Annotated in this window: 29 protein-coding genes and 1 riboswitch; of the genes, 11 read left to right on the forward strand and 18 right to left on the reverse strand. The window is 64.1% G+C overall.

Annotated features, from left to right (window positions below):
* Window positions 1–213 precede the first annotated feature (213 nt).
* Window positions 214–432: a hypothetical protein gene (locus IVA74_RS22090; RefSeq protein WP_247348039.1), complete on the forward strand. Its 219-nt coding sequence runs from the start codon at window positions 214–216 to the stop codon at window positions 430–432.
* 178 nt (window positions 433–610) lie between these two features.
* Window positions 611–1255: a Uma2 family endonuclease gene (locus IVA74_RS22095; protein WP_346730967.1), complete on the forward strand. Its 645-nt coding sequence runs from the start codon at window positions 611–613 to the stop codon at window positions 1253–1255.
* A 50-nt stretch (window positions 1256–1305) separates the two neighbouring features.
* Here IVA74_RS22095 and IVA74_RS22100 read toward each other — a convergent pair whose 3' ends face one another.
* Window positions 1306–2058, reverse strand: coding sequence for an SDR family oxidoreductase (locus IVA74_RS22100; RefSeq protein WP_247348040.1), 753 nt, complete (start codon window positions 2056–2058; stop codon window positions 1306–1308).
* A gap of 76 nt (window positions 2059–2134) precedes the next feature.
* The gene (gene pdxH, locus IVA74_RS22105) at window positions 2135–2776 is read right to left on the reverse strand and encodes a pyridoxamine 5'-phosphate oxidase (RefSeq protein WP_247348041.1); all 642 of its coding nucleotides are present in this window, start codon (window positions 2774–2776) and stop codon (window positions 2135–2137) included.
* A gap of 113 nt (window positions 2777–2889) precedes the next feature.
* Here pdxH and IVA74_RS22110 point away from each other — a divergent pair, with 113 nt between their 5' ends.
* Both IVA74_RS22110 and IVA74_RS22115 read left to right on the forward strand, forming a co-directional pair.
* Window positions 2890–3297: an RT0821/Lpp0805 family surface protein gene (locus IVA74_RS22110; RefSeq protein ID WP_346730968.1), complete on the forward strand. Its 408-nt coding sequence runs from the start codon at window positions 2890–2892 to the stop codon at window positions 3295–3297.
* Window positions 3298–3405: 108 nt separating this feature from the next.
* A complete protein-coding gene (locus IVA74_RS22115; RefSeq protein WP_247348043.1) occupies window positions 3406–4374 on the forward strand; it encodes a DnaJ C-terminal domain-containing protein in 969 nt (322 codons plus the stop codon).
* Window positions 4375–4700: 326 nt separating this feature from the next.
* On the opposite strand, the gene IVA74_RS22120 is transcribed toward IVA74_RS22115, so the two are convergent.
* Both IVA74_RS22120 and IVA74_RS22125 read right to left on the reverse strand, forming a co-directional pair.
* Window positions 4701–5471: an anti-sigma factor gene (locus IVA74_RS22120; RefSeq protein WP_247348289.1), complete on the reverse strand. Its 771-nt coding sequence runs from the start codon at window positions 5469–5471 to the stop codon at window positions 4701–4703.
* Between the two features lie 106 nt (window positions 5472–5577).
* On the reverse strand, window positions 5578–6066 hold the full coding sequence (locus tag IVA74_RS22125; RefSeq protein ID WP_247348044.1) for a sigma-70 family RNA polymerase sigma factor: 489 nt from the start codon (window positions 6064–6066) through the stop codon (window positions 5578–5580).
* 172 nt (window positions 6067–6238) lie between these two features.
* Between IVA74_RS22125 and fabI the strand changes: the two genes are divergently transcribed.
* The 4 genes from fabI to IVA74_RS22145 all read left to right on the forward strand — a co-directional run bounded on the left by fabI (window position 6239) and on the right by IVA74_RS22145 (window position 10127).
* Window positions 6239–7066, forward strand: coding sequence for an enoyl-ACP reductase FabI (fabI, locus tag IVA74_RS22130; protein WP_247348045.1), 828 nt, complete (start codon window positions 6239–6241; stop codon window positions 7064–7066).
* Window positions 7067–7078: 12 nt separating this feature from the next.
* Entirely contained in the window at window positions 7079–7678 is a 600-nt protein-coding gene (locus tag IVA74_RS22135; RefSeq protein ID WP_247348047.1) for a histidine phosphatase family protein, read from the forward strand.
* Between the two features lie 89 nt (window positions 7679–7767).
* On the forward strand, window positions 7768–8856 hold the full coding sequence (aroC, locus tag IVA74_RS22140) for a chorismate synthase (protein ID WP_247348050.1): 1089 nt from the start codon (window positions 7768–7770) through the stop codon (window positions 8854–8856).
* A gap of 80 nt (window positions 8857–8936) precedes the next feature.
* Window positions 8937–10127: an adenylate/guanylate cyclase domain-containing protein gene (locus IVA74_RS22145; protein WP_247348052.1), complete on the forward strand. Its 1191-nt coding sequence runs from the start codon at window positions 8937–8939 to the stop codon at window positions 10125–10127.
* A gap of 3 nt (window positions 10128–10130) precedes the next feature.
* Here the strand turns inward: IVA74_RS22145 and clpS are convergent, their stop codons facing one another.
* Genes clpS through IVA74_RS22170 form a run of 5 tightly spaced genes read right to left on the reverse strand, consistent with a single transcriptional unit; the run spans window position 10131 to window position 12876 of the window.
* On the reverse strand, window positions 10131–10436 hold the full coding sequence (gene clpS, locus IVA74_RS22150) for an ATP-dependent Clp protease adapter ClpS (RefSeq protein WP_247348054.1): 306 nt from the start codon (window positions 10434–10436) through the stop codon (window positions 10131–10133).
* A 43-nt stretch (window positions 10437–10479) separates the two neighbouring features.
* Window positions 10480–10821 (reverse strand): DUF190 domain-containing protein, encoded by a 342-nt coding sequence (locus IVA74_RS22155; RefSeq protein WP_247348056.1) that lies wholly within the window; start codon window positions 10819–10821, stop codon window positions 10480–10482.
* A gap of 2 nt (window positions 10822–10823) precedes the next feature.
* Complete coding sequence (crcB, locus tag IVA74_RS22160) at window positions 10824–11252, reverse strand: fluoride efflux transporter CrcB (protein WP_247348058.1); 429 nt, start codon at window positions 11250–11252, stop codon at window positions 10824–10826.
* 6 nt (window positions 11253–11258) lie between these two features.
* A complete protein-coding gene (gene crcB / locus IVA74_RS22165) occupies window positions 11259–11657 on the reverse strand; it encodes a fluoride efflux transporter CrcB (protein ID WP_247348291.1) in 399 nt (132 codons plus the stop codon).
* A gap of 10 nt (window positions 11658–11667) precedes the next feature.
* Window positions 11668–12876 carry an MFS transporter gene (locus IVA74_RS22170; protein WP_247348059.1) on the reverse strand — a complete coding sequence of 403 codons (1209 nt, stop codon included), beginning with the start codon at window positions 12874–12876 and terminating at the stop codon, window positions 11668–11670.
* A 137-nt stretch (window positions 12877–13013) separates the two neighbouring features.
* Window positions 13014–13091: riboswitch (Fluoride riboswitch) on the reverse strand.
* 274 nt (window positions 13092–13365) lie between these two features.
* Here IVA74_RS22170 and IVA74_RS22175 point away from each other — a divergent pair.
* Together IVA74_RS22175 and IVA74_RS22180 are read left to right on the forward strand one after the other, a co-directional pair.
* Entirely contained in the window at window positions 13366–14235 is an 870-nt protein-coding gene (locus tag IVA74_RS22175; RefSeq protein WP_247348061.1) for a DUF1194 domain-containing protein, read from the forward strand.
* Window positions 14236–14412: 177 nt separating this feature from the next.
* A complete protein-coding gene (locus tag IVA74_RS22180) occupies window positions 14413–15045 on the forward strand; it encodes a hypothetical protein (RefSeq protein ID WP_247348063.1) in 633 nt (210 codons plus the stop codon).
* Between the two features lie 63 nt (window positions 15046–15108).
* Here IVA74_RS22180 and IVA74_RS22185 read toward each other — a convergent pair whose 3' ends face one another.
* Window positions 15109–15369: a hypothetical protein gene (locus IVA74_RS22185; RefSeq protein WP_247348065.1), complete on the reverse strand. Its 261-nt coding sequence runs from the start codon at window positions 15367–15369 to the stop codon at window positions 15109–15111.
* 50 nt (window positions 15370–15419) lie between these two features.
* On the opposite strand from IVA74_RS22185, the gene IVA74_RS22190 reads away from it, so the two are divergent.
* A complete protein-coding gene (locus IVA74_RS22190; RefSeq protein ID WP_247348067.1) occupies window positions 15420–16022 on the forward strand; it encodes a hypothetical protein in 603 nt (200 codons plus the stop codon).
* 59 nt (window positions 16023–16081) lie between these two features.
* Here the strand turns inward: IVA74_RS22190 and IVA74_RS22195 are convergent, their stop codons facing one another.
* The 8 genes from IVA74_RS22195 to IVA74_RS22230 form a co-directional block, all read right to left on the reverse strand.
* Window positions 16082–17329, reverse strand: a complete 1248-nt coding sequence (locus IVA74_RS22195) for a methyltransferase (RefSeq protein WP_247348069.1) — start codon at window positions 17327–17329, stop codon at window positions 16082–16084.
* The gene (locus IVA74_RS22200) at window positions 17322–18056 is read right to left on the reverse strand and encodes a TlyA family RNA methyltransferase (protein ID WP_247348071.1); all 735 of its coding nucleotides are present in this window, start codon (window positions 18054–18056) and stop codon (window positions 17322–17324) included. Before IVA74_RS22200 ends, IVA74_RS22195 begins: the two co-directional genes overlap by 8 nt.
* Before the next feature lie 25 nt (window positions 18057–18081).
* Window positions 18082–18636: a nucleoside 2-deoxyribosyltransferase gene (locus IVA74_RS22205; RefSeq protein WP_247348073.1), complete on the reverse strand. Its 555-nt coding sequence runs from the start codon at window positions 18634–18636 to the stop codon at window positions 18082–18084.
* A gap of 33 nt (window positions 18637–18669) precedes the next feature.
* The gene (gene dxs / locus IVA74_RS22210; RefSeq protein WP_247348075.1) at window positions 18670–20598 is read right to left on the reverse strand and encodes a 1-deoxy-D-xylulose-5-phosphate synthase; all 1929 of its coding nucleotides are present in this window, start codon (window positions 20596–20598) and stop codon (window positions 18670–18672) included.
* Between the two features lie 592 nt (window positions 20599–21190).
* Window positions 21191–21442: an exodeoxyribonuclease VII small subunit gene (locus tag IVA74_RS22215; RefSeq protein WP_007594646.1), complete on the reverse strand. Its 252-nt coding sequence runs from the start codon at window positions 21440–21442 to the stop codon at window positions 21191–21193.
* Window positions 21443–21515: 73 nt separating this feature from the next.
* On the reverse strand, window positions 21516–22445 hold the full coding sequence (locus IVA74_RS22220) for a histone deacetylase family protein (protein WP_247348077.1): 930 nt from the start codon (window positions 22443–22445) through the stop codon (window positions 21516–21518).
* A gap of 136 nt (window positions 22446–22581) precedes the next feature.
* Window positions 22582–24240, reverse strand: a complete 1659-nt coding sequence (locus tag IVA74_RS22225; RefSeq protein ID WP_247348079.1) for a bifunctional metallophosphatase/5'-nucleotidase — start codon at window positions 24238–24240, stop codon at window positions 22582–22584.
* A gap of 51 nt (window positions 24241–24291) precedes the next feature.
* Window positions 24292–25050, reverse strand: a complete 759-nt coding sequence (locus IVA74_RS22230) for an enoyl-CoA hydratase-related protein (protein ID WP_247348081.1) — start codon at window positions 25048–25050, stop codon at window positions 24292–24294.
* Window positions 25051–25271: the final 221 nt, after the last annotated feature.

A 25271-nucleotide genomic window follows, 5' to 3' on the forward strand; every position in this document is an offset into this window, starting at 1 on the left:
TCCGAAAAGATCATGCTCAAGCAAAGATACCTACCGAGACCTTACGCCGGTCACAGAGAGATGGCGTTGGGTGTTGCAGAATAGATCGGGATTGAGGCCGTGCGGTGATGTGTGCGCAGCGCCCCAATTCCTCCGGTAAAATTTGAGCGGTGGGCTGAACGTTTGCGCGAAACTTGTCTGCGATAAGCAGCATGTTAGCCGCGAGGAACAGCCATGGTTGAAAAACACATAACGTCGCCCCGCAACGTCATCGATCTGGCGAATTATCGTCAGGTCCTGGCGAGCGGCAAGGCGTCGTCGATGTCGGCACGCATGTGCCGGCACTGTGGTGCTCCGCTGCTCGACGGCGAGAACGACGACGACTGCTCGACTGCAATCACTTCCGCAGCTCCCCGGCTGCGCGAACAGCCGCGTCGGTTCCGCGCCGATTGACAACGGAAGGTAAGGGCGATCCAGGTCTTGCGGCGGCGTTGTCTGGATCGCCTTGCTTCCGTTCCCGTAGCTCTTCCCCACATTTGGCTCGCAGCTTCTGACGGGGACGGTGGCGTCCCCTGCCAGCCCTTCTTATCTCTATTGGCGTTCACGGCGGAGCCGATTAGGCTCGCGCCCGGTGACGTCGGAGACGCCGATGGGTGTTGGAATCGAAGAACCCACCACGGCCGGGCGGATGTCCGGCGAGCGCTTCCGCCTGTTCCAGGAAGGTCGGCCGGACCATGAGCGCTGGGAGCTTGTCGGGGGTGTCCCGATGATGATGACGCCGCCAACGATTGCGCACAACCGCATCGCGGGAAATCTTGAGCGTCTGCTCAATGACGCGCTGGCGAGTCACGATCAGAGTCGCATCGCAATGCAGCGTCCCGGCATCGAACTCGGATCGGGCGAATTCCGCCCCGACCCGGATGTTGCCGTCATCGACGCCGAGTACGAGCCGGACCAGAGGTTCGTCGAGCGAGCCTATCTGTTGGCAGAGATCGTCTCCGCCACTGACGACACGCGGGTGCCCGCCACCGAGAAGAGGTGGATCGACGTCAAACGAACCATCTACCTCGCGCATGCGGCCTGCGAGGCGGTGCTCATCATCGAGCAGGACCGAATGGAGGTCCGTCTCGACGCCAGAACGCCGAGTGGTTGGAACTCGCAAACACTCGGCGGGTCCGAGGAATTAAAGCTGCCTGCATTCGGACTGCAATGCGCCGTCGCTGATCTCTATGAGGGGACGCCGTTGCAGCCACGTCGCCGGAAGCGCCCTGCTTGAAGGGCTGTCAGACTCGCCGCAACTGACCTTCATTCAATGACGACGAGAGATTACACGTGCTGACCGCCGTTGATGTGGATCTCGGCGCCGTTGACGTAGGACGAGGTGTCCGTGCACAGCACGTAGATGATCTTGGCGACCTCGTCGGGCGTGCCGAGGCGGTGCATCGGGATCTGCTGGTCGACGATCTTCTCGGTGCCCGGCGACAGGATCGAGGTGTCGATCTCGCCCGGCGCGATCGCGTTGACGCGAACGCCGACGCGGCCGAAGTCGGAGGCCATCTCGCGCGTCAGGGATGCGAGCGCGGCCTTCGAGGTTGCGTAGGCGGCGCCCGCGAAGGGATGTACGCGCGAGCCGGCGATCGAAGTGACGTTGACCACCGATCCCCTGGCCGCCTTCAACTCCTCGATCAGCCCCCGCGCCATCATGATCGGAGCGAAGAAGTTGACGTTGAACACGTGCGTCCAGGTCTCGAGGTCAGTGTCGACCGAGCCGAGCCTGGAGCCGCCGACACCCTTCGGCGAGATCGCGGCGTTGTTGACCAGCGCATGCAGCATGCCGCCTTCGAGGCGGTCGCGGATGTCGGAGATCGCGCGCGTGGTATCGGTGGGGGTGGCGAGGTCGACCTGGATATGGTCCTCAGGGCCCGCATCCCAGGGACAATCCTCCGGGAACGGATGCCGCGAACAGGTGATGACGCGCCAGCCGGCCGAGGAAAATCGGATTACGGTCGCGTGGCCGATGCCGCGGCTGGCTCCGGTCAGGAGCAGCGTACGGCGTGGCGCGTTGGAAGACTGCGACATGAAGCTCTTTCAGGTTGGAGCATGATCCGGAAAAGTGTGCAGCGGTTTTCCGAAAAGATCATGCTCAAACAAAATACTAAGGATACATCCGCGCCTTGGACCATGGTTGGCCGGCCGCGTCACGACGAAATTCGATGCGGTCGTGCAGGCGGAATGGGCGATCGTGCCAGAACTCGATACGCGACGGCGTGATGCGCCAGCCGCTCCAGCCCGGCGGTCGCGGCACCTCGCCGATCATGTGCTTGGCGGCGACCTTGGCGATCGCCTGCTCGAAGGCGAAGCGGCTCTCTAGCTCTTGCGACTGCTTGCTCGCCCAGGCGCCGATCTGCGCCTGCTTCGGACGGGTGGCGAAATAGGCGTCGGCTTCGGCCTCGCTTACCGGCGTCACGTTGCCGCGGATGCGGACCTGCCGGCGCAGCGACTTCCAGTGAAAAAGTAACGCGGCCTTAGGATTTGCGGCGAGTTCGCGGCCCTTCTGGCTGGCGATGTGGCTGTAGAAGACGAAACCCTCGGTATCGAAGCCCTTCATCAGCACCATGCGCACGTCCGGCAGCCCGTCGGCGTCGACGGTCGAGAGCGCCATGGCGTTCGGATCGTTCGGCTCGCTCTTGGTCGCCTCGTTCAGCCAAGCCTCGAACAGCGCAAAAGGCTCGTCGGCGGCGGTGAAATCACCGGATGTTAAGGGTGTCTGGTGTTTCATCGGGGTCGTGTCGGTCATGTCTGGAGTCCGAGTTGCGTCCTGCGGCCCAAAACGCGTTGTTGTCCGCTACCGCCCTATATAGGGCATGGGGACGCGTTGGCCTATCGGCGATCCGGCCGTCCGGCGTCGTCATGACGATCATTCTGATCGGGCTCGGCACCGGCGGTTGCAGCTTTTCCCGCAATGACAAGAGTGCCTACGCCAAGGCCGACGACAGCGATCTCACCGGCTCGATCACGATGTCGGCGAAGGAGGCGGCTCCGACCGAGACCGATCTCGCCTTCGCCCGCAATGCCGCCTCAGACATCCTGAGCAAGGGCGACAAGGATTCCAGCCAACACTGGGAGAATCCCGAGACCGGCGCCCGCGGTTCGGTGACGCCGATCGCGCAATCCTATGCCGCCGAGGACGGCCGCAAGTGCCGCGACTTCCTCGCGAGCTATGTCAACGGCACCACCGAAAGCTGGCTCCAGGGCGCCGGCTGCCAAAGCAGCCGTGGCCGTTGGGAGATTCATACGCTAAAGCCGTGGCGGAGTTAGAAATCGGCTCCGCGAGCTAGTTGCAAAAATGCCACTCGCCCCCACATGAAGCCCAGGTGGGGCGGGGAGCCCTTTGAACATATCGATTTCCTGAAGGAGACGTGACGGATGCGCGACCCCTACGAGATCTTGGGGGTGCCGCGGAGCGCCAACGCTGCCGCGATCAAAAGCGCCTATCGCAAGCTTGCCAAGAAGCACCATCCCGACAACAACCAGAACGATCCGCGGGCCGCCGAGCACTTCGCCGAGATCAACACGGCCAACGAGATCCTCGGCGACGAGGATAAGCGCAAGCAGTTTGATCGTGGCGAGATCGGCGCCGACGGCAAGCCGCGGTTCCAGGGCTTTCCCGGCGGCGGCGGCGGGCCGCGCGGTCGCGCCGGTCCCGGCGGGTTCGAAAGCTACACGTTCCGCAGTGGCGGCGCGGGCCCTGGTCAGGGCGGCGGCGCGTTCGAGGACATCCTCAACAGCATGTTCGGGGGCGGGGTGCGCGGGGCGCGGCCCGGGGCCGGCGGGCCCGGGCAGTTCGAATTCGACACCGGCGGGATCGGGGTCGATCTCGACCTGAACGTCGCCATGACCGTTTCGCTGGAGGAGTCGGTGCAGGGCGGGGAGAAGCGCGTCCGGCTGCCGACGGGCAAGGAACTCAACGTCAAAATTCCGATCGGCGTGGTCAGCGGCCGGCAGATCCGGCTGAAGGGGCAGGGCGAGACCGCGCAGGGCCACCCGCCGGGCGATCTCCTGATCACGATTACCATCGCACCGCATTCGTTTTTCAAGGTCGAGGGTGCCGACCTCAGGATCGACCTACCGGTCACGCTCTATGAGGCGGTGCTTGGCGGTAAGGTCCGCGTGCCCACACTCGGCAATGCAGTGGAGCTGTCGGTCCCGAAAAACACGTCCAGCGGCCGGACCTTCCGCCTTAAGGGCAAAGGATTGCCAAAAGCAGGCGGAACCGGGGATCTCTTCGTCACTATCAGGATTATGCTACCGGACGGGAACGACGCCGAGCTTGAAGCATTGATGGAAAAGTGGCGGGACCAACACCCCTACAATCCACGTAGCGGGCTCGGTTAGGGCGAGATCGGCAGCTGAAGGGGTTCTCCTAAAGACTGAGAGCGTCGTCCATGGAGATGATGCTCATCATATGCCGAGGCGTGGTAGCCCCTGTTGGCTCACGTGCTCGACGTGTCGGCTGCCCGGCGGGGCAGCCGATAAAAAGGTGCGGCCTCGAGAGGGGGACCAGCGCGGTACCAAAAACCCCAATCGAGGCCGCCCGCGTCGATCGGCGGATCGAACGCTGCTCATTTTCGCGTGATCATCCGGTGCGATAATGAGACGCGCCGATGTCTTGATTCCAAATTTTCAATGTCGGAATCGAGGCACCGCGTTTGCGTGGTTGTCTAGGTGCCTTTTTTCTCTGCCTGGTCGTAGACCGCCTGCGCCACTTTGGTCAGCCGGTCCCGGTCGCCGCCACCGCTGACGACGTAGCCGACGCCGCGCTCGGCCCAGAACAGCGCCCCGTCCTTGTCCGCTCTGGCGTAGCGCATCTGCGTCGCGCCGTTCTCGGTCTTGGCGGTGTAGATCGTGTACCGCTCGCCTGAGGCGCCCTCGTACATCAGGAACGATGCCGGACCGTTCGGCCCAGGCAGGAGCCGGCCGCCGACGAGCTTCAGCCCGCTCGCCTCCAGGTTCGGTGCAAACACGGTCCAGCCGCAGCGCCGGGTCAGCCAGGCCTGGAGGTGGTCGCGCTCGTTGCCGCCGACCTCGACGGGGTGGCGAACCTCGACGACGTAGAGGCGGTGTGCGTCGAGCGCGTCGGTCGTAAAGTTCTGGAAGGTCGAGGGGGCATTGGCGGCGCCATGCGCGACCCAGCCGGCGGTGCCGCCGGCGACGAAGGCAACAAGCACCGCCGCGGCGGCGCCATAGAGCCACTGGCGGGGCCGGCGCTCCAGCCGCTCGAGCTCCAGCCGCGCCGGCACCTGCTCCTGGGCGACGGAATCGTAGCGGGCGTGCAGCATCTCGGCGACGGCGCGCCAGGACTGCACGCGCTCGGCATCGTCAGGGTGGGCGACTAGCCAGGCCTCGACGTCGGTGCTGCGCTCGGCCGGTAGCTCGCCGTCGACATAGGCGTGCAGTTCGTCTTCTGTGAGGGGAATATTGCGGTCGTTCATATCGGTCGTCTCTGGCTCTGCGGCCCAAAATATCTTACGCGGTTCAACTGCGCTGCTTCCCACTCCACGCAGGGGAAGCGACATGCGCAATGCATCCACCCTGCCATTACTTCACCCGCTTGAGCGCCGGGCGCTCACCCTCCAGCGAGGCTTTAACGTGGGCGCGGGCGCGTGCCAGGCGCGACATTACGGTGCCGATCGGCACGCCCTGGATGTCGGCGACCTCGCGATAGCTCATGCCCTCCAGCATCACCAGGAGCAGCACCGAGCGTTGCTCCTCGACGAGCGTCGCCAGTGCCTTCTCGATATCGCGCCCTTCGGCTTCGGTCCCGCTGGCATCCGGGTTGTTCTCCGTCAGCTGCATGAATTGCGGGCGCCTTGCCAGCGAGCGCCGCCGGTTCTTGTTGAGGTTGGTCAGGATCGTGTAGAGCCAGCTCCTGACGTCGCCCCCGAGGAACAGGCGCTCTGAACGCAGCGCCCGCACCAATGTATCCTGCACCAGATCGTCGGCCGCATCCGCCTCGCGCATGAGCGCGCGGGCGTAGCGGCGCAACGCCGGGATCATTGCTTCCACACTTTGTCGAAACGCACTCATTGCGGTCTTGACGTCCTGGTGTCCGGCGCGAGTGCCACAACGATCATAACACCCGAGCGGAACAGCTATTCCGGCGCTCGAAACAGCGTTAACGCCGCGTATTAGGACTGTACCGCAAAGGAGGGCTGGTGTACCTCCAGACCTCACCGAGAGCTCGACGGGACGTTAGCAAATGGCGCAGAATTCAGGTCTGATGCAGGGACTGATGCAAGGCAAGCGCGGGGTCATCCTCGGTGTTGCCAACAACCGTTCGATCGCCTGGGGCATCGCCAAGGCATGCCACGCGGCCGGCGCCGAGCTCGCCTTCACCTACCAGGGCGATGCGCTGAAGAAGCGCGTCGAGCCGCTCGCCGCCGAGATCGGCGGGCTCGTGCTCGGCCATTGCGACGTCACCGATGCCGCGACCATTGACGCGGCCTTCGCGGTGCTGAAGGAGAAGTGGGGCAAGATCGATTTCCTGGTGCACGCGATCGCCTATGGCGAGCAGCTGGATGGTCGCTACGTCGACACCACGCAGGAAAATTTTTCGAAGTCCATGCTGATCTCCTGCTATTCGTTCACGGCCGTGGCGCAGCGCGCCGAGAAGCTGATGACCGACGGCGGCTCGCTGATCACGCTCAGCTATTACGGCGCCGAGAAGTGGATGCCGCATTACAACGTGATGGGCGTGGCGAAGGCGGCGCTCGAAGCGAGCGTGCGCTATCTCGCGGCCGATCTCGGCGAGAAGAACATCCGCGTCAACGCGATCTCGGCGGGTCCGATCAAGACGCTCGCGGCGTCCGGCATCGGCGATTTCCGCTATATCCTGAAGTGGAACGAGGCCAACGCACCGATGCGGCGCAACGTGACCACTGAAGATGTCGGCGGCAGCGCGCTGTATTTCCTCTCCGACCTGTCGCGAGGCGTCACTGGCGAGGTGCACCACGTCGATTCCGGCTATCACGTGCTCGGCATGAAGCGCCCCGACGCACCTGACATTTCGTTCGGCAGCAAGGACTAACCTTTACCTGGAATGCCCGTGCCCACGATCTATTACCTTCGCCACGGCGAGACCGAGTGGAATGCGCTCGGCAGGCTTCAGGGCACCAAGGACATTCCGCTGAACGCGCGCGGCCGCGGTCAGGCTGTGCAGGCCGGGGGCATTCTCGCCGATCTGTTCAAGCGCGACGGCCGCGACAAGGCTGCATTTCCCTACGTGTCGAGCCCGCTTGGCCGCGCGCGGCAGACCATGGAACTGGCGCGGGGCAAGCTCGAACTGCCGCCTGCGGACTACACGCTCGACGATCGCCTGCGCGAGATCGGCTACGGCACCTGGGAGGGACTGACGCTGGCCGAGAGCGAGGCCTCCGATCCCGATGTCTACGCCCGGCGCCTCGCCGACAAATGGACGGTGGGCCCCGCGGACGGGGAGACCTACGCCGAAGTACAGGTCCGCGTGCGCGCCTGGTACGACCAGCTCCGGACCGACACCGTCGCGGTTGCCCATGGCGGGACCTGCCGGGCCCTGATGGTTTCACTCGGCCTGGAGACGCCGGCGAGCGCCGCCGAACTCTATATCGAGCAGGGCGCAGTCTATGTGTTCCGCGACGGGCGGCTGGAGAAGTTTAGTTAAGCCGGTTGGCCGTCTCCCGTGGCGGCTGCGGGTTTGACCCCCGGCCCCCCGCGCGTTACCACACGCGGGAACCAAGCTAGCGAGCCGCGATGTCCTTCAACACCTTCGGCCACATGTTCCGCGTCACCACCTTCGGCGAGAGCCACGGGGTAGCGATCGGCTGTGTGGTCGACGGCTGCCCGCCCATGATCCCGCTCGTCGAGGTAGACATCCAGGGCGATCTCGATCGCCGCCGGCCCGGCCAGTCGCGCTTCACGACCCAGCGCCAGGAGCCAGATCAGGTGAAGATCCTCTCCGGCGTGATGGCGCATCCGGAGACCGGCGTACAGGTGACGACGGGCACGCCGATCGGGCTGCTGATCGAGAACACCGACCAGCGCTCGAAGGATTATTCCGAGATCAAGGACAAGTTTCGCCCTGGTCATGCCGACTTCACCTACGAGGCCAAATACGGCCTGCGCGATTACCGCGGTGGCGGCCGTTCTTCGGCGCGCGAGACGGCGACGCGCGTTGCTGCCGGTGCGATCGCACGAAAAGTGCTGCCCGACGTCAGGGTGCGCGGCGCGCTGGTGCAGATCGGTCCGCACAAGATCGACCGCGACAAGTGGGACTGGGACGAGATTGCGAAAAACCCGTTCTTCTGTCCCGACAAGGACAAGGCCGCGTTCTTCGAGACCTATCTCGATGGCATCCGCAAGAGCGGCTCCTCGATCGGCGCGGTGGTCGAGGTCGTCGCCGAAGGCGTGCCGGCCGGCCTTGGTGCGCCGATCTATGCGAAGCTCGATTCCGAGTTGGCAGCCGCGATGATGACCATCAACGCGGTGAAGGGCGTCGAGATCGGCGCCGGCTTTGGCGCGGCGGAATTGACCGGCGAAGAGAACGCCGACGAGATGCGTACCGGCAATGACGGCACGCGCTTTCTGTCCAACCACGCCGGCGGCGTGCTGGGCGGCATCTCCACGGGACAGCCGGTGGTGGTGCGCTTTGCGGTGAAGCCGACCTCGTCGATCCTGCAGCCGCGTTTGACGGTCGATCGCAACGGCGCCGACACCGAGATATTCACCAAGGGCCGCCACGACCCCTGCGTCGGCATCCGCGCCGTCCCCGTCGGCGAAGCCATGATGGCCTGCGTCTTGGCCGATCATTTCCTGCGCGACCGCGGGCAGGTGGGACGCTAGCGCTGGGTGGGTCGCTAGTGTCGCGCCACCAGCCCACCGCGCAGCTTGACGATCCCACAACTTCGTCCGCAAATGCGGACATGCAAAACTCCGAACTCCAGCGCATCACCAACTGGTTGATCGACGGCGCCAGGTCGTCGGGGACCCCGTCGGAGATGATCGCCGACGTCTGCGAACATCTGGTCGCAGCCGGCTTGCCGCTGTGGCGGTTCGGCATCTTCATTCGTACGCTGCATCCGGAAATCTTCGGCCGCAATTTCATCTGGCGGGAAGGTCAGAAGGTCGAGATCGGGACCGTCGATTTCGATATCCTGGACACGCCCGAATTCGCCAGGAGCCCGCTTCGTATCGTGTTCGAAGAGGGGATCGAGGTCAGGGGCCGCATGGACGACCCCGACAGCAAGCGCTTTCCGTTCCTCGATGACATGCGCGCCGAAGGGGTGACCGACTATATCGCGGTGCCGATGCCGTATCTCGATGGCTCTATCCACGCAACGAGCTGGGTCACGCGGGATCCCGGCGGCTTCAGCGATGACGACATCGCTGCGATCCGCACCCTCATGGCACCGCTTGCGCGCGTCAGCGAGATCATCAGCCTGCGCCGCACCGCCGAGATGCTGCTCGATACCTATGTCGGCAACCGTGCCGGCGCGCGTATCCTCGGCGGCCAGATCCGCCGCGGCCACAACGACACCATGCAGGCTGCGATCTGGCTCTCCGACCTGCGCGGCTTCACCGCGCTGTCGGACCGGCTGCCGGCCGAGACCGTGGTCGAGATCCTCAACCATTATTTCGACTGCCAGGTCACCGCGATCCGCGGCCATGGCGGCGAGGTCCTGAAATTCATGGGCGACGGCTTGCTCGCGGTGTTTCCGATCGACGAATATGTCGGCGATGCCGCCCATGTCTGCTCGCGCGTGCTGGAGGCGGCGCGCGAATCCCGCGCCAGCGTCGAGGCGCTCGCCTTTCCGGTCGGCGACGCCATCGAGCGCTTCCGCTTCGGCGTCGCGCTCCATGTCGGCAACATCCTCTACGGCAATATTGGCGGCGGCAACCGCCTCGACTTCACCTGCATCGGACCCGCCGTCAACCTTGCCGCTAGGCTCGAGAAGATCACGGGTCGGCTAGGGCGGACCATCGTGGCCTCGGAAGGCTTTGCCAATGTCTGCCAACACGACTGGCACGAGCTCGGAGAATTCCCGATCGCGGGATTTTCCAAGGCGCAGCGCGTGTACGGGCTCGCGGATGAAGCGCCGGCGCTGGTCGACTGAGTGCTATTCCTCCGGCTCCGTCGTGAACAGCAGCGGATGGCCCTTGGTGCGGGCGGCATCCGTTGCGCGGGTGGCCTTGGTCTCGGCGACGTCCCTGGTGAACACCGCGACCACGCAAGCGCCGAGCTTGTGGGCGGTGATCATCACCTTGTAGGCCTGATCCTCGGTCATCCGGAATTCGGCCTTGAGGATCATGGTGACGAATTCGCGCGGCGTAAAGTCGTCGTTGATCAGGATGACCTTGTGCAGCTTCGGCCGCTCGACCTTGGTCTTCGTCCTGGTTTTCGGCTTGATGACGGTGTCGTTCATTCCGCCTCCCGAATACGGCGGGCTCGGGTTCCTGCCGGCGCGCTCAGCGCGCGGCCTTCTCACCATATTGCAGGACGTGCACCTTCTCCAAGGTGATCAGGCCGCTCGACATCATGCCATCCAGGAAGGGCAGGAATGCGTTGATGTTGTCCTCGCTGTCGACGATCTCGATCAGCAGCGGCAGGTCTTCCGACAGCCGCAGGATTTTCGAAGTGTGCAGCCGGCTCGACTTTCCGAAGCCCATCGGGCCGCGCAGCACGGTGGCGCCGGCCAGATGCCGCTCGCGCGCCGTCATCACGATCGCTTCATAGAGCGGCTTGCCGTCGAAATGGTCGTTCTCGCCAATGAAGATCCGGAGCGAAACTGCCTGATTGGGAATTTGCATGGTCAGCTCCTTGTCAAGCGGTTGGTGCGGCTGGCCATCATATGGCCTGCCCATACCGATACCAGCCAGCAGATGACGGACGCCGCGATATAGGCGAGCGCCGTATATTTCATGCCGTCGTGGAACAGGCGGAAGGTCTCCAGGCTGAAGGTTGAAAAGGTCGTGTAGCCGCCGCAGAACCCGGTCATGACAAACTGCCGGTGCTCGGGCCGCGCCAGCACGCGGCCGTCGGGCCCGGTCAGCGTCGCGTAGAAGCCGATGATCAGCGAGCCGGTGGCGTTGATGAACAGCGTCGCGACGGGGAAGCCGGGGCCGGTGTCGAGCGCGAGCCCGACGAGGTAGCGCGTGAGCCCGCCGACGATGCTGCCGGCAGTAACCCAGGCATAGAGCATCGCGGTGCGCCGGCGATCGGCGGAGGAGGGGGACTTCATCTGCCTCTAGACTCCCAGAGTGTCCGCGAGGAGGAAGCCGCAACTGACGGCCGCAAGGCACAGCCCGACCGAGCACACGACATTGCCAAACGCATGCATCGGCTCGCCGTTCCGCGCCAGCGTCAGCGTTTGCAGGCTGAACGAGGACACCGTGGTGTAGCAGCCGAGAAAGCCGGTCACCGTGAACAGCCATGGATTGGGCGTGGCGAAGGCCGAGCCGGGATGGGTCGCCAGTGCGCCAAAAATCCCGATCAGGAAGGCGCCGGTGACGTTGATGGTCATGGTGCCCCATGGAAACGTCTCGCCCATCCGTCGCGCGATCGCGCCGGAGACGAAATAGCGCGCACAGCCGCCCAGCACGCTGCCGATAATGATCGCAAGCACTCCGCTCAGCACGACAAACAGCCCCCCGTCATCATTTTTGCTCCGTTGCCAGCCCGCTGCCGACGGCGAACAGCCCCATAAGCGCGACTAGCGCGAAGCCGAGCCCGGCCAGGAACGTGCCGGCCGGACCATAAGTATCCCACAGCGCGCCGGCGATCACGCTTGCGGCCAGCAAGGCAAGGCCGGTGAACAGGTTGAAATAGCCGAACGCGGTGCCGCGCAAGCTCGGTGGCGCGGCGTCGGCGACGAGGGCCGAGAGCAGGCCTTGCGTCAATCCCATATGCAGCCCCCATAGCACGACGCCGAGTGCGAGGCCCCCAAGGCTTGGCAGCAGCGCGAGCGCGAGATCGGCGCCGGCGAGCAAGACGAGGCCGAGCGCGAGCAAGCCGGTGCGGTTGATCCGGTCCGAGAGCACGCCGGCCGGATAGGCGGACAACGCATAGGCGATGTTCATCAGCACCAGCACGGCCGGCACCCACATCACATTGAGCCCAATGTGCTGTGCGCGCAGGATCAAAAAGGCCTCGCTGAAACGCGCGAGCGTGAAGACCACGCTGACCGCCACAACGCGCCAGTAGATGGATCCGAGCTGCCGCATCGCGGCGCGATTGAGCGGGTTTTTTGCAAGCTCCCGGCTCGGATCTGACTCCGGTTCACTCACCGCGAACGCGATCAGTCCGAACGACAGGAATGCCGGCAGCACCGCCACCCAGAATACCGCCGTAAAATTGTCCGCCGTCCACCACATCAGGGCGATCGCCACGAGCGGCCCGACGAACGCGCCAACGGTGTCGAGCGACTGCCGCAGGCCGAAGCTCGCGCCGCGCAGGCCGATGGGTGCGATATCGGCGATCAGCGCATCGCGCGGCGCGCCGCGAATGCCCTTGCCGACGCGGTCGATGAAGCGCGCGGCAACCAGCCATCCGACGCTGGGGGCAAGCGGGAATAGCGGTTTTGTCAGCGCTGCTAGCCCGTAGCCGAGCGCTGCAAGGAGCTTGCGCCGGCCGAGCCAGTCCGACAATGCGCCGGAGAAGATTTTCGTGATCGAGGCGGTCGCCTCCGCAATGCCCTCGATGAAGCCGACGGTGAGCGTGGAGGCGCCGAGCACGGTGACGAGATAGACCGGCAGCAGCGCGTGGATCATCTCGGAGGAGACGTCCATCAGCATCGACACGAAGCCGAGCACCCAGATTCCCCTGGGCAGCCCCGCACGCGCAGCAATCGGTGTCGTCGTCGTCACGTCCAGGACTTCTCCTTGCCTTCTCCTTGGCCTCCCCTTGGGCCTGCTCCTTGGCCTTCGCGTCCAGCCAACAAAAAACCCGCCAGCGGCGGGTTTGTCCATGCTCCCGCAAAAGGCAGAGGCTTCATGTTGCCCCTCCTCAAGCAGGAGTCATCAGCCCACTACGGTCACAGGCCGCCGGGCGGTTGCCGGGGGACTCCATCCCCATCTGTACGGCCAGCCTAGCATGGAAATCACGCCGGACAAATGAGCGGGGCGCTCTGTCCAGTGGCCCGTCATTCCGGGAGCGCACCGCGAGCGACGGCATGACGGTGCCAGCGATCGCGCAGTTCCAGTGGCGCGAGCGCGGCAACATGGCGGCAGCTTTGCGTAAAGCGACGCAAATCCCAACTCGCAAATCCCTAACTGGAATGTGAAGCGCAAGCGATCTTCGGACTTTGCGGCAAGGCGTTTGCATGTCACCATCGCGTCATACGACGGGAGGCTGCGATGCGCTTGCTGTTCTCGATCGGGGTTGTGCTGGTGACCGGCATGTTTGCCGGAGGGGACGTCGCGGGGATCGCGGCACCAGGACCCAAATTCGAGTCGCCTAAAAATCAGCCGCAGCGGCAAGCAGCCGACAGGGACGCGCAGACGGTCGATGTCGAGCTGATCCTCGCGGTCGACGTATCCTACTCCATGGACATGGACGAACTCGCGATCCAGCGCGAAGGCTATGCCCAGGCGATCCAGTCGAAGGAATTCTTGCAGGCACTGAAGCTGGGTCCGAACGGCCGGATCGCCGTGACCTATTTCGAGTGGGCCGCCTCGACCGACCAGAAGATCATCATTCCCTGGCGGCTGATCGACGGACCGGAGACCGCCGATGCCGTCGCCGCCGAAATCCTGAAGACGCCGATCCGTCGTGCCTCGCGCACCTCGATCTCCGGCGCTATCACTTTCGCGATGCCGCTGTTCGATGAAGATCCCTATCGGGGCTTGCGCCGCGTGATCGACATTTCCGGCGACGGTCCCAACAACAATGGCACTCCGGTCACGGTGGCGCGCGATGCAGCGATCGAGAAGGGCATCGTCATCAACGGCCTGCCGATCATGGTCAAGGAGCCGTCCTATTCGACCATGGATATCGACAATCTCGACTTCTACTATGAGGACTGCGTCATCGGCGGCCCCGGTTCCTTCGTGATTACGATCAAGGACCGCGACAAGTTCAAGGAAGCCATCCGTACAAAGCTCTTGATGGAGGTTGCGGGCCGTATGCCGGAGCGTCCGGTGATGCGCGTTGCGGGCAAGGACAAGGAGCCGCGTGTGAACTGCATGATCGGCGAAAAGATCTGGTCGGACCGCTGGGGGCGCTAAACGCGCTACCGCCGAATGAGACGTTTTGCCCTAATTGCTTCTGATAGAATTTTAACCATGCGTTAACCGTCGCGTGGCCCTAATTGGCTGTCTCCAATTGTTTCCGGATAAAGTTCTGACCTTGTTGTCGGGGCGCGAACGAAGCGGACCTGTCAGACAAATCCGCCGAGCAATCAAATGGCCATCGTCACGTCGAGCACCAGCCAGATTTCGCCCGCCAACGAGCGGGTTTATCACCAGAGCGCCCTGCTCGGTGACTGGAAGGGCAGTTGGGCGGGCAACAACCAGCCTGTCGGCTTCAAGGTCGTGAACATCCGCGGTGCCCGGGCGCAGGTCGAGTACACCCATAACGGGCACACCGAGCGCGGTTTTGGCGAGGTCAGTGGCGCGCTTCTCACCTTCGGTAACATCACGGTCGGCACCAAGGACGGCAAGAGTTTGGTGCTGTTGTCCTCTGCGGGCGCTGGCAAACAGACCGCGACGCTGGATAAGCAGGCGCCGCCGGCCTCGGACAGCCGTCTAATGGGAAGCTGGGGCGGCTATTCCAGTGACAATGGCAAGAGCGCAAGCTTCCGTGTGCTCGGGGTCAACGGCAACGAGGCCCAGATCAGCGTCACCACTGACGGCGTCACCCGGCAGGGCACCGGCACCGTCTACAAGAATGTCATCATGTTCGGGCAGGCGCAGATTGCGACCGATGACGGGCAAAATGGCAAGATCATCTACCAGGTCGGCAACAAGTCGTTCATGGTGCCGGTGACGAAATATCCACCGGCGGATACATCGTCCTCGGTGGACAAGACCGCTTAACGCCTCACCGTCGTTTGCTGCGGCATGATGTCAGCGCCGCGGTACTGCAATCGAACGCCCCGGCTACTTGGCGGCGAGCGGTCGCAGTGGCAGCACGCTGTTGTTCGGCGCTTCCGTCTGCATGGTGATCAGCGTCATCGAGACCAGGTCGCAATAGCCAATCAGGCCGATGATATCCATGATGCCGCGCTCGTCGAATTTCTGTTGCGCCGCGCGGTAGATTCGTCGGAGCCCTTCTTGGCGCGGTGCGAACCGTGCAAGAGCTCGGGAACGCATGCGGGAGTTGAATGGAACGACGCCCGGGCGTGTCAGCTCCACTGGCATTCGCGGCAACCGTCGCGTATAATTTCCGCACTTCCTTGACGGTCACCTGAATGCTCAGTCTCGCAGCTCCACGCGCCCTCGCAACTGTCTTCGCCGTGCTCTGCCTCGGCGGAGCAACGGCTCATGCACAAGTGGCGCCTCTGAGGTATTGGATACCGGGCGGTGCTTTCGGCTTTGGCGGAACTAGCAGCCAAAGCGCCGCTGCCTACGGTAATTTTCCAAGCTTCAAGGCCGGCGATGCAGACGGAAGCTACGATTTTCGTCCCGGGTTCTTTGTCGGGAGCGAACGCGGCAGTCTCGGTTTGAACGGTCTCAGCCAGAGCGCCTCCGTCGGCAATTTCAGCGCGCTCTCTTATGATGGCACGCAGTTCGGTTACAACACCAAGACCGCGGGCGGCATGCCCGTCACGTTCTTTGCCGGTTTCGACACGCTGAAATACAGTGGCGGCATTGGCAGCTCGCTTGCGCCGCTCACCTCCAGCGCCTCGCCCGGCTACGGCGCATTTGCAGGTGTCGAGTTCAAGCCGACCTCCAACCTCAGTCTGTCGTTCGGCGCCGGTTTCATTCAGCAGCAATCGGGAAACATGGACAGCGACATCAACTCGTCGATGTTGCCCGGCGAGTCGCCGGCATTGGGCGTCCTTCGGCGGTAGAGCATGACCCCGGAAGGTGTGCCGCGGTTTCCCGAAAAGTGCACCCTCAAACATAAGAACTAGCGCGTAAAGCGCGCCACCAGCTCGACATGCGGCGTGTGGCGGAACTGGTCCACCGGCACGACGCCGTCGATCCTGTAGCCGCCATCGATCAAGAGCCGTGCGTCGCGGGCAAAGGTCGCGACGTTGCAGGAGACCGCGACCACCACGGGCACCTTGCTCGCGGCGAGCTTCAACGCCTGGGCCTGCGCGCCCTGGCGCGGCGGGTCGAACACCACGGCGTCGAAGTCGCGCAGCTCCGGCGGCACCAGGGGGCGGCGGAACAGGTCGCGCGGCTCGGCCTTGATCGGCTTGAGCCCCGGCGTACGCGCGGCTTTTTCGAGCGCTGCAATGGCGCCGGCATCGTTGTCATGGGCGGTGACGCGGGCCTTTTCGGCGAGCCGCAACGCAAACGGGCCGACGCCGCAGAAGAGGTCGAGCACGTTCTTGGCCTTGCCGATTCGCTCCGCGACGAGAGACGCCAGCGTCTCTTCGCCCGCAACGGTTGCTTGCAGGAACGAGCCCGGCGGCAGCGTCACCTCGGCGCGACCCATCTGCAGGGTCGGCGCCAGGCGTTGCAGCACCAGCTCGCCATGCCGCGTCAGCCGCGCCAGGCGGTGCTGCTCGGCGACGCGCGACAGCGCCGTCACAAGGGGCGTTGGCAGTGGGCCGGAGCCGCGCAAATCGACATCGAGACCGTTGGCGGTGGCAGTGACCTGGATGTCCAGCGGCTTTGTCACCGACATCTTCGACGTCAGGAGCTCGGAGAGTGCCCAACCCGCATCGAGCGCACCCTCGAGCCCGGGATCGAGGATCGGGCAGCGATGGATCGGAATGACATCGTGTGAGCTAGCAGCAGAAAAACCCACCTTGAGGATGTCATGCGTGCCGAACCGGCCGTGCAGCGTGACGCGCCTGCGGCCCGCGCCGTGGGCGTCGACCAGTGGCGCCACCTCGCAGTCGATGCCGGCTTGCGCCAGCGTCTCGACCACGATGCCGCGCTTCCAGGCGTGATACGGTTCATCCGCCCAGTGCTGGATCGCGCAGCCGCCACAAACGCCGAAATGCGGACAGAACGGTGCGATGCGCTCGGGGCTGGCGACATCCACCGCCAGCAGCTTGCGGCGGTCGGGATGGTTGCCGACGACATGATCGACTTCGACGGTCTCGCCGCCGAGCGTGTAGGGCACGTAGATGGCATAGCCCGCGTCGAGCGAGACGCCGTCGCCGCGATGGCCGACGTGATCGATCTTCACGCGCTCAACCACGTCGCGCGCCCAGGAAGAATTCGATGTTGCCGTCGCCGCCGGTGATTGCCGACGGGAACACTTCGATATCGGTACAGCCGAGCGAGGCGGCAAAGGCGGCGATGTCGTTGCAGATATCCTGACGCACGGCGGCGTCGCGGATGATGCCCTTCTTGTTGTGCTTCCGCTCCGCCTCGAATTGCGGCTTGATCAGCGCCAGCAGGCTCATCGGTGCGGCCGCCAGGGATAGCGCCACGGGCAGCACCGCCTTGAGCGAGATGAAGCTGACGTCGATAACGACGACATCGGGCCGCGCCGGCAAGCGCTTGCCGTCATAGGCGCGGATGTCGGTCTCTTCCATCGACACGATTTTGGAGTGACCGCGCAGCGAGGGATGCAACTGGTTGGTGCCGACATCGACGGCAAAGACGAGGCTCGCGCCGTTCGCCAGCAGCACCTCGGTGAATCCGCCAGTGGAAGCGCCGACGTCGAGGCAGACATGGTCCTCGATCTCGATCCTGTAGCGCTCAAGCGCGCCGGCGAGCTTGACGCCGCCGCGGGAGACATAGGGGTGTGCGGGCTCGGCCCGGATCACCGCATCCTCGGCGATGGTCTCCGACGGTTTTGCGACCTGCTTGTCATCGGCAGTGACGAGCCCAGCCTCGATCGCCGCGCGCGCCCGCGCCCGGCTCTCGAACAGGCCACGCTCGACCAGCAATACATCCGCGCGCTTGCGGGCAGGGGACATCGGTTCTCCGAAAGAGAATTTGCGCTTATATAGCGATCAATCGCGCGGCTGCCATCCGGACGCAAGCCTCGAAGGCGGCCAGATCGTGCCAGACGTCGATCGGCATCTGCGCAGGCGTCACGAGCGGGCAGCCATGCAGCTCCAACGCGTGGATCATCATAAGATTATCGACGAGTCCAAAGTCTTCGACCGTCAGCCCCTGCGCGTCGACCAGCCGCCCCTCTTCGGACGTCACATCCACGAAGCGCCCGACACGGTCGGCATAGGCAGCGCCGTCGTTGGAATAGGCGAGGCAGAACTTGCGGCGGCCGGCCATGTAGCCGAGCTCGTAGACGGTGCCGGGATCGGCGCCGGCGCCGCGGAACGGCGTGAGGTTTGCGAGGATGGCATCGGCCGCGTCCATCATCGCCTCGTTGCCGCAAAAGATCTGCCGCGACGCATCAGGCGCGGCGAGGTCGATCTCGTTGTCGAGGGGATAGAGGCCGGTGAGGCCGTGAGCGGCGCAGATCGCGGCTTTCTGCCGGCCGATCTCGACCGCATCTGGCAGGAACACGTCGGGGCCCGCCAGATAGATTTTCATGAGAGCTGCTTCCCAGAAGGTCGAAGCCCGCTGTTAGGCGAGCTTGACCGTCTCGGCCTTGACGTCCTTGCCGAGCGCCTCGAACACCTTGGCGACGATGCCCTTGGCATCGAGACCGGCACGGCCATACATCGCGGCCGGCGTATCGTGGTCCAGGAACACGTCGGGCAGCACCAGGGAGCGGAAACGCACCATGCCACTATCGAGCGCGCCCTGATCGGTCAGGAATTGGGCGACATGCGAACCGAAACCGCCGACCGAGCCTTCCTCGATCGTGATCAGGATCTCGTGGTCGCGGGCGAGCTTGAGCACCAGCTCGGTGTCGAGCGGCTTCATGAAGCGCGCGTCGGCGATCGTGGTGGAGAGGCCGTGAGCTACGAGCTCGTCGGCCGCCTTCTCGCATTCGGCGAGGCGCGTGCCGAAGGAGAGCAGGGCGATCTTGCTGCCCTCGCGGACCACACGGCCCTTGCCGATTTCGAGGGGAACGCCGACGTCGGGCATTTCGACGCCGCGGCCTTCGCCGCGCGGATAGCGCAGCGCGCTCGGGTGGTCGTTAATCGCGACCTGGGTTGCGACCATGTGGACCATTTCGGCTTCGTCGGACGGCGCCATGATGACCATGTTCGGCAGACAGCCGAGATAGGCGTTGTCAAACGAGCCGGCATGCGTCGCGCCGTCGGCGCCGACGAGGCCGGCGCGGTCGATGGCGAAGCGGACGGGCAGGTTCTGGATCGCGACGTCATGCACGATCTGGTCGTAGCCGCGCTGCAGGAAGGTCGAGTAGATCGCGCAGAACGGCTTGTAGCCTTCGGTGGCAAGACCTGCGGCGAAGGTCACCGCGTGCTGCTCGGCGATACCGACGTCGAAGGTGCGGTCCGGGAACGCCTTGTTGAAGATGTCGACGCCGGTGCCGGACGGCATCGCCGCGGTGATGGCGACGATCTTGTCGTCCTTTTCGGCTTCCTTGACGAGGCTCGCGCCGAATACGTTCTGATAGGCCGGCGCATTCGGCTTGGACTTGGCCTGGGTGCCGGTCGCGACGTCGAACTTGACGACGGCGTGGTACTTGTCGGCGGAAGCTTCCGCCGGGCCGTAGCCCTTGCCCTTCTGGGTCACGACGTGGACCAGGATCGGGCCGGTCTCCATGTCGCGGACGTTCTTCAGCACGGGCAGGAGATGATCGAGGTTATGGCCGTCGATCGGGCCGACGTAATAGAAGCCGAGCTCCTCGAACAGAGTGCCGCCGTCCATCATGAAGCCGCGGGAGTATTCCTCGACGCGGTTGGCGCGGTTGGCGAGGATCTTCGGCAGGCGCTTGTTGATCTGCTTGGCCGCATCGCGCAGCGTGCGATAGGTCTTGCCCGAGTAAAGTCGCGACAGATAGGCGCTCATCGCGCCGACCGGCGGCGCGATCGACATGTCGTTGTCGTTGAGGATGACGATCAGGCGCGAATTCATCGCGCCCGCATTGTTCATGGCCTCGTAAGCCATGCCGGCTGACATCGCGCCGTCACCGATCACGGCGATAACGTTGTTCGTGCCGCCGGAGAGGTCGCGCGCGACCGCCATGCCGAGGCCGGCAGAGATCGAGGTCGAGGAATGGGCCGCGCCGAACGGATCGTAATCGCTCTCGCTGCGCTTGGTGAAGCCGGACAGGCCGCCGCCGGTGCGCAGCGTGCGGATGCGGTCACGCCGGCCGGTGAGGATCTTGTGCGGATAGGCCTGGTGACCGACGTCCCAGATCAGCCGGTCGCGCGGCGTGTCGAAGACGTAATGGATCGCGGTGGTGAGTTCGACCACGCCGAGGCCCGCGCCGAAGTGACCGCCGGTGACCGAAACAGCATCGATGGTCTCCTGCCGCAGCTCGTCGGCGACCTGACGAACCTGCTCGATCTTGAGCTTGCGCAAATCATCCGGCGTCCGGATGGTGTCGAGAAGCGGCGTCTTACTGTATGCGTTCACGGCGATTTCCAATTTGTCAGCGCCGGAAGATCGTTCCGGTGCGCGATGGGTTTGCACAATATCGGCGCAGCGCGAGTCCTTAAACCGTCGGAGCCACCTGCATGGGGCAACGCCCCGTCTTCAAGCTTAGGTGAGCCTAAGTGCGCTCCGGTTCAGTCTCTGTGATCCATGTCACGTAGGTCGGCTTCGTCCGTCCCAACCAATTTCATCAGCAGTTTGAAGCCCTTGTTGTCGGTAATCGGTGCCCACACAAGGCTTACAAAAAGCCACACTGCGCGCAGCTTTACACCAAAGCTTGGGCCAAAGCCAACCCGCTGGCCTGCTTACGGGGCATGCCGGTGCAACTGGCGGGCCAGAGTGGTTAATCGTGGCGGGAGCGGAAGAGTTCCAGTTTTGCCCGGTTCCTCGGCAGGATTTCAGCCGAGAGGGAGGTCGTTCGACCGGATTTGCGGAGCCGGAGCGCTTCCGCGCAGGCAAATTCTTGGGGTTCCCGCCTGGCTTCCGGGCCTCATGATCGGGAGATCGGCGTGCGATCGTGAAAAATTGCGGGGCGGCGGATGCTTGAGACGGGCGGCTTTGAAGTGCGGCGCCCTTACTGGACGTCGAGCGGCGCGGTGCCGGTGGCCTGGCCGCTCGCATCGGTGGTGATCTTGTCGACGCGCGCCTCGGCCTGGCGCAGCAACTCCTCGCAGCGGCGCTTCAGGGCCTCGCCGCGCTCGTAGATCGTCACGGATTCCTCGAGCGGCACCTTGCCGTCCTCGAGCCGCTTCACGATCGTTTCGAGCTCCTCGATGGCGCGTTCGAAGGTCAGCCTGGAGATGTCGATTTGGGTATTTTCGGCCATATAAGTTTCCGATTGCCCGATTCGCTTCAGATTAGAAAAAGCAGAGTTTTGCGGGCGTAATGTGGCGGGTGCGTCAGGCGCCCATCAGGGCGCCGACATGCGCCGTAACAGATTCTTTCAGTCCTTGCAGGTCGTAGCCGCCTTCGAGCACAGAAACAACGCGGCCCCCGGCGCTCTTGTCGGCGAGGTCCATCAGCTTGCGCGTCACCCATGCATAATCCTCGGCGCGCAAATTCAGCGACGCCAATGGATCGCGATAATGCGCGTCGAAGCCGGCGGAGATGACGAGCAGCTCCGGGCTGAATTTTTCGAGCTGCGGCAGGATCAAATTCTCGAACGCAATGCGGAATTCCGGCCCGCCATCCTCGGAGGCGAGCGGCGCGTTGACGATGGTGTCGTGGTCACCGCGCTCGCCTTTCGCGCCGGTGCCCGGAAACAGCGGCATCTGGTGCGTCGAGCAGTACATCACGGTCGGGTCCGACCAGAAAATGTCCTGCGTGCCGTTGCCGTGATGCACGTCGAAATCGACGATGGCCGCGCGTTTGATGCCGTATTTGCGCTGCGCGTGGCGCGCGGCGATTGCGACGTTGTCGAAGAAGCAAAAGCCCATCGGCTTGCCGATCTCTGCGTGGTGGCCGGGCGGGCGTACCGCGACGAAGGCGTTGCGATGCTCGCCCGCCATCACCGCATCGGTCGCCGCGACCGCGCCGCCGACGCCGCGCATCACCGCTTCCCACGTGCCCGGCGACATCGAGGTGTCGCCGTCGATATAGACCTGGCCGCTGGTCGGCGCGATGTGGCGCAGCTCCGTGACGTAGTCCTCGTTGTGGCAGAGCGTGACGAGATCGAGATCGCCCTCCGGTGCCTGTTCGCGCACCAGGAACTGGAAGCGCTCAGACGACAGCGCTTCCTCCACGGCGCGCAGGCGGTCCGGCCTTTCAGGGTGTCCCGGCGGCGTGACGTGGTCGAGGCAGGCCTTGTGGGAGAGGAGAAGCGTACTCATCAGGTCGGCCTCATGGAAATGCGGGGCTCTCGAGGTCGCTTGGCGTATCCGGCGCCAAAACGCAAATGCAAACCCAATCTATGCGTTCCCCCGGGAATGGCAAAGGGTGGTCCTGGACCGATCCGTTTAATCCGGATCAATTCACGCGCAGGATGCGGCTCAGCGGCAACGGCCCGATCGGTCCGTGCGCTCTGAAGAACGCGAACAGCGCGTCAGCGTCGTAGCCGCCATATTGCGGCTCCGTGCCCTGTTTGGCGGTTGTAAAGCCGTCGCCACCGAGTGCGAGGTAATCGTTGAGAGTGACGCGGTAGCCGCTTCCAGCTTCGATCAGCCTGCCATTGAGCGTCATCTTGTCGGCGAGGACGCGCTCGCCGAACGGCTTCGCCGCATCCCAGGCATAGTTGAATCCGTTCGAGACCTGGAGAATCCGCGGCCGCTTCGGGTCGAGCCATTGCTGCTCCAGCATGTCCTTGAGCTGGCTGCCCGTGAGCGTCATGGTGACGAGCCGGTTGCGGAACGGCTGGCTCGCGAAAACGTCGCCGAAGGATATCGCGCCGTTCTCCTTTGGCACGATGTCGGTGCGGATGCCGCCGGGATTGGTGAGCGCGATGACAGCGCCGCCGTCCTTGGCGTTCCTGGTCGCGGCGAGCTGCGCGTCCGCGATGACGTCGCCGAGCGCGCTTTCGCCCGCCTCGTTCGGAATCCGTGACAGCGTCTGCGTCACCGATCCGGCCGGCCGGTTGGCGATCGGCGCCGAAAGCCTGTCGTATGCGTCGATCAACGCGGTCTGCTCGGGATCCTTTGGCAGCGAGGCATTGGCAACAATGACGTTCTCGGCCCTGGCGCTGACGACGTCGCGCGTTGCCGGATCGAGCTTGAGGTCGATCGCAGTGACCAGCGTGCCGTATTTGTCGCCGCTGGTGACGAGCCGCCCGTCGACCTGGCAAACATAAGCTCGATGAGTGTGGCCGCTGACGACGACATCGACGGCGCGATCGAATTTTTTGACGATGTCGACGATCGGTCCCGTAATAGCAGGGCATTCATTGTAGTCGCCGGCCGGCTCGCCGCCCTGGTGGATCAGCACCACGATCGCCTCGACCCCACGCGCCTTCAGCTGCGCGACCTGCGCATTCACCGTCGCGGCCTCGTCGCGGAATTCAAGGCCGGTGATGCCTGATGGCGAGACGATGCCCGCGGTCTCTTTCAAGGTCAGTCCGATGAAGGCGACGGGGATGCCCTCGAACTCCCTGATCTCGTAAGGCGGCAGCACGCTCTTGCCGGTCGCCGTCTCGATGGTGGACGCCGCGAGATAGTGGAATTTGGCGCCGAGGAAGGGATGCGGCCCCTGACAGCCGTCGACTGGATGACAACCGCCGTTCTGCATCCGCAACAGCTCGGTCTTGCCCTCGTCGAATTCGTGATTGCCGACCGAAGTGATCGCGAGCCCCATCATCGAGAGCGCCTCGATCGAAGGCTCGTCGTGGAACATCGCCGACAGGAACGGGCTCGCGCCAATCAGATCGCCGGCGGCGACGAAGATCGTGTTCTTGTGTCCCTCGCGCAGCTGCTTCACCAGCGTCGCCATGTATTCCGCACCGCCGGCCGCCACCATCACCTTCCTGGACCCATCCTCGGGATCACTGATCCGAATGCCGCCCGGCGGCGGGCGCAGATTGCCGTGGAAATCGTTGAGGGCGAGAATGCGCAGCTCAACGGGTGGGGCAGTTTGCGCGGACGCGGGCAGGGTGGCGAGCGTGAGCGAGAAGGCGGTCAGGCGGAGAACGTGTCGCATGGAACCAGACTAGTCGTTGCGCACGAAGATTTCACCAAAGTTCTCGGTACCCTATTTTTTCTTCCTGTCCGCAAACGTGTTGAACGCGGCGGTGGCTTCTTCCGACTTCAGCCGCTCGCCGAACAGATGGGCTTCCTGGTCGATACGGCGGGTGAGCTCTTCCGGCGCGGCGCGCAGCAATTTGCGAGAGATCGCGACCGCCTCGGCCGGAAGCTTGCAAATCTCGCGCGCCACTTTGCGGGCCTCGACCTCGGTGTGTCCCGATGACACCACCGCGTTGACGAAGCCTGCGGTATGGGCCTCCGCGGCGGTGAAAGTCCGCCCCATCACCAACATCGCAAAAGCGCGCTGGTACCCCATCGTGTTCGGCATCAGCAGGCTGGAAGCCCCGACCGGGACCAGCCCGAGACGGATGTAAGGTGCGGAAAAAGTAGCTGCCGTGGATGCGAGCACGTAGTCGCAGTGAAACAACATCACCGTGCCAATGCCGATCGACGCGCCATCCACGGCAGCGATGATTGGCTTGACGTTCAGGGCGAGTGAATAGAGGAATCTCGCTCCGTCCGTCAGCGTCTCGGGGCGAGATGTGTCGGCGTGCATGAAATCGTCGATATCGTCGCCCGCGGTGAACACGCCGGAGCCGCCGGTGATGATCATGCAGCGAATGTCGGGATTGTTCTGCGCCGTGTCGATGGCGCGGCTCATCTCGCGATACATGTCCTGCGTGATCGCGTTCTTCTTGCTCGGCCGGCGCAGCGTGATCACGCGCGTTCCACGCTCTTCGGTGACGACGATATTGCCATTCGGCATAAGGGGCCCCTGCGGTCGCCGCGACGCTGACGAGTCTTGTAGTCCTCAGCCTACATCATCTTGCAGGCGTGCCAATCCGCACGTGCCAGCTTTTCGACGACCCCCCTGTGCCGGGATGCCTGGCGTCCAGCCTTGGCTCGCGTTCCCTGCATGGCGCCGCATCACATCGGATCACACGCGCCGTTTTACGCTTTATCCGCCGTTGCGCGTTGCAACAATTA

Origin of the sequence: Bradyrhizobium sp. 132, assembly GCF_023074185.1 — a bacterium.
Lineage (GTDB): Bacteria > Pseudomonadota > Alphaproteobacteria > Rhizobiales > Xanthobacteraceae > Bradyrhizobium.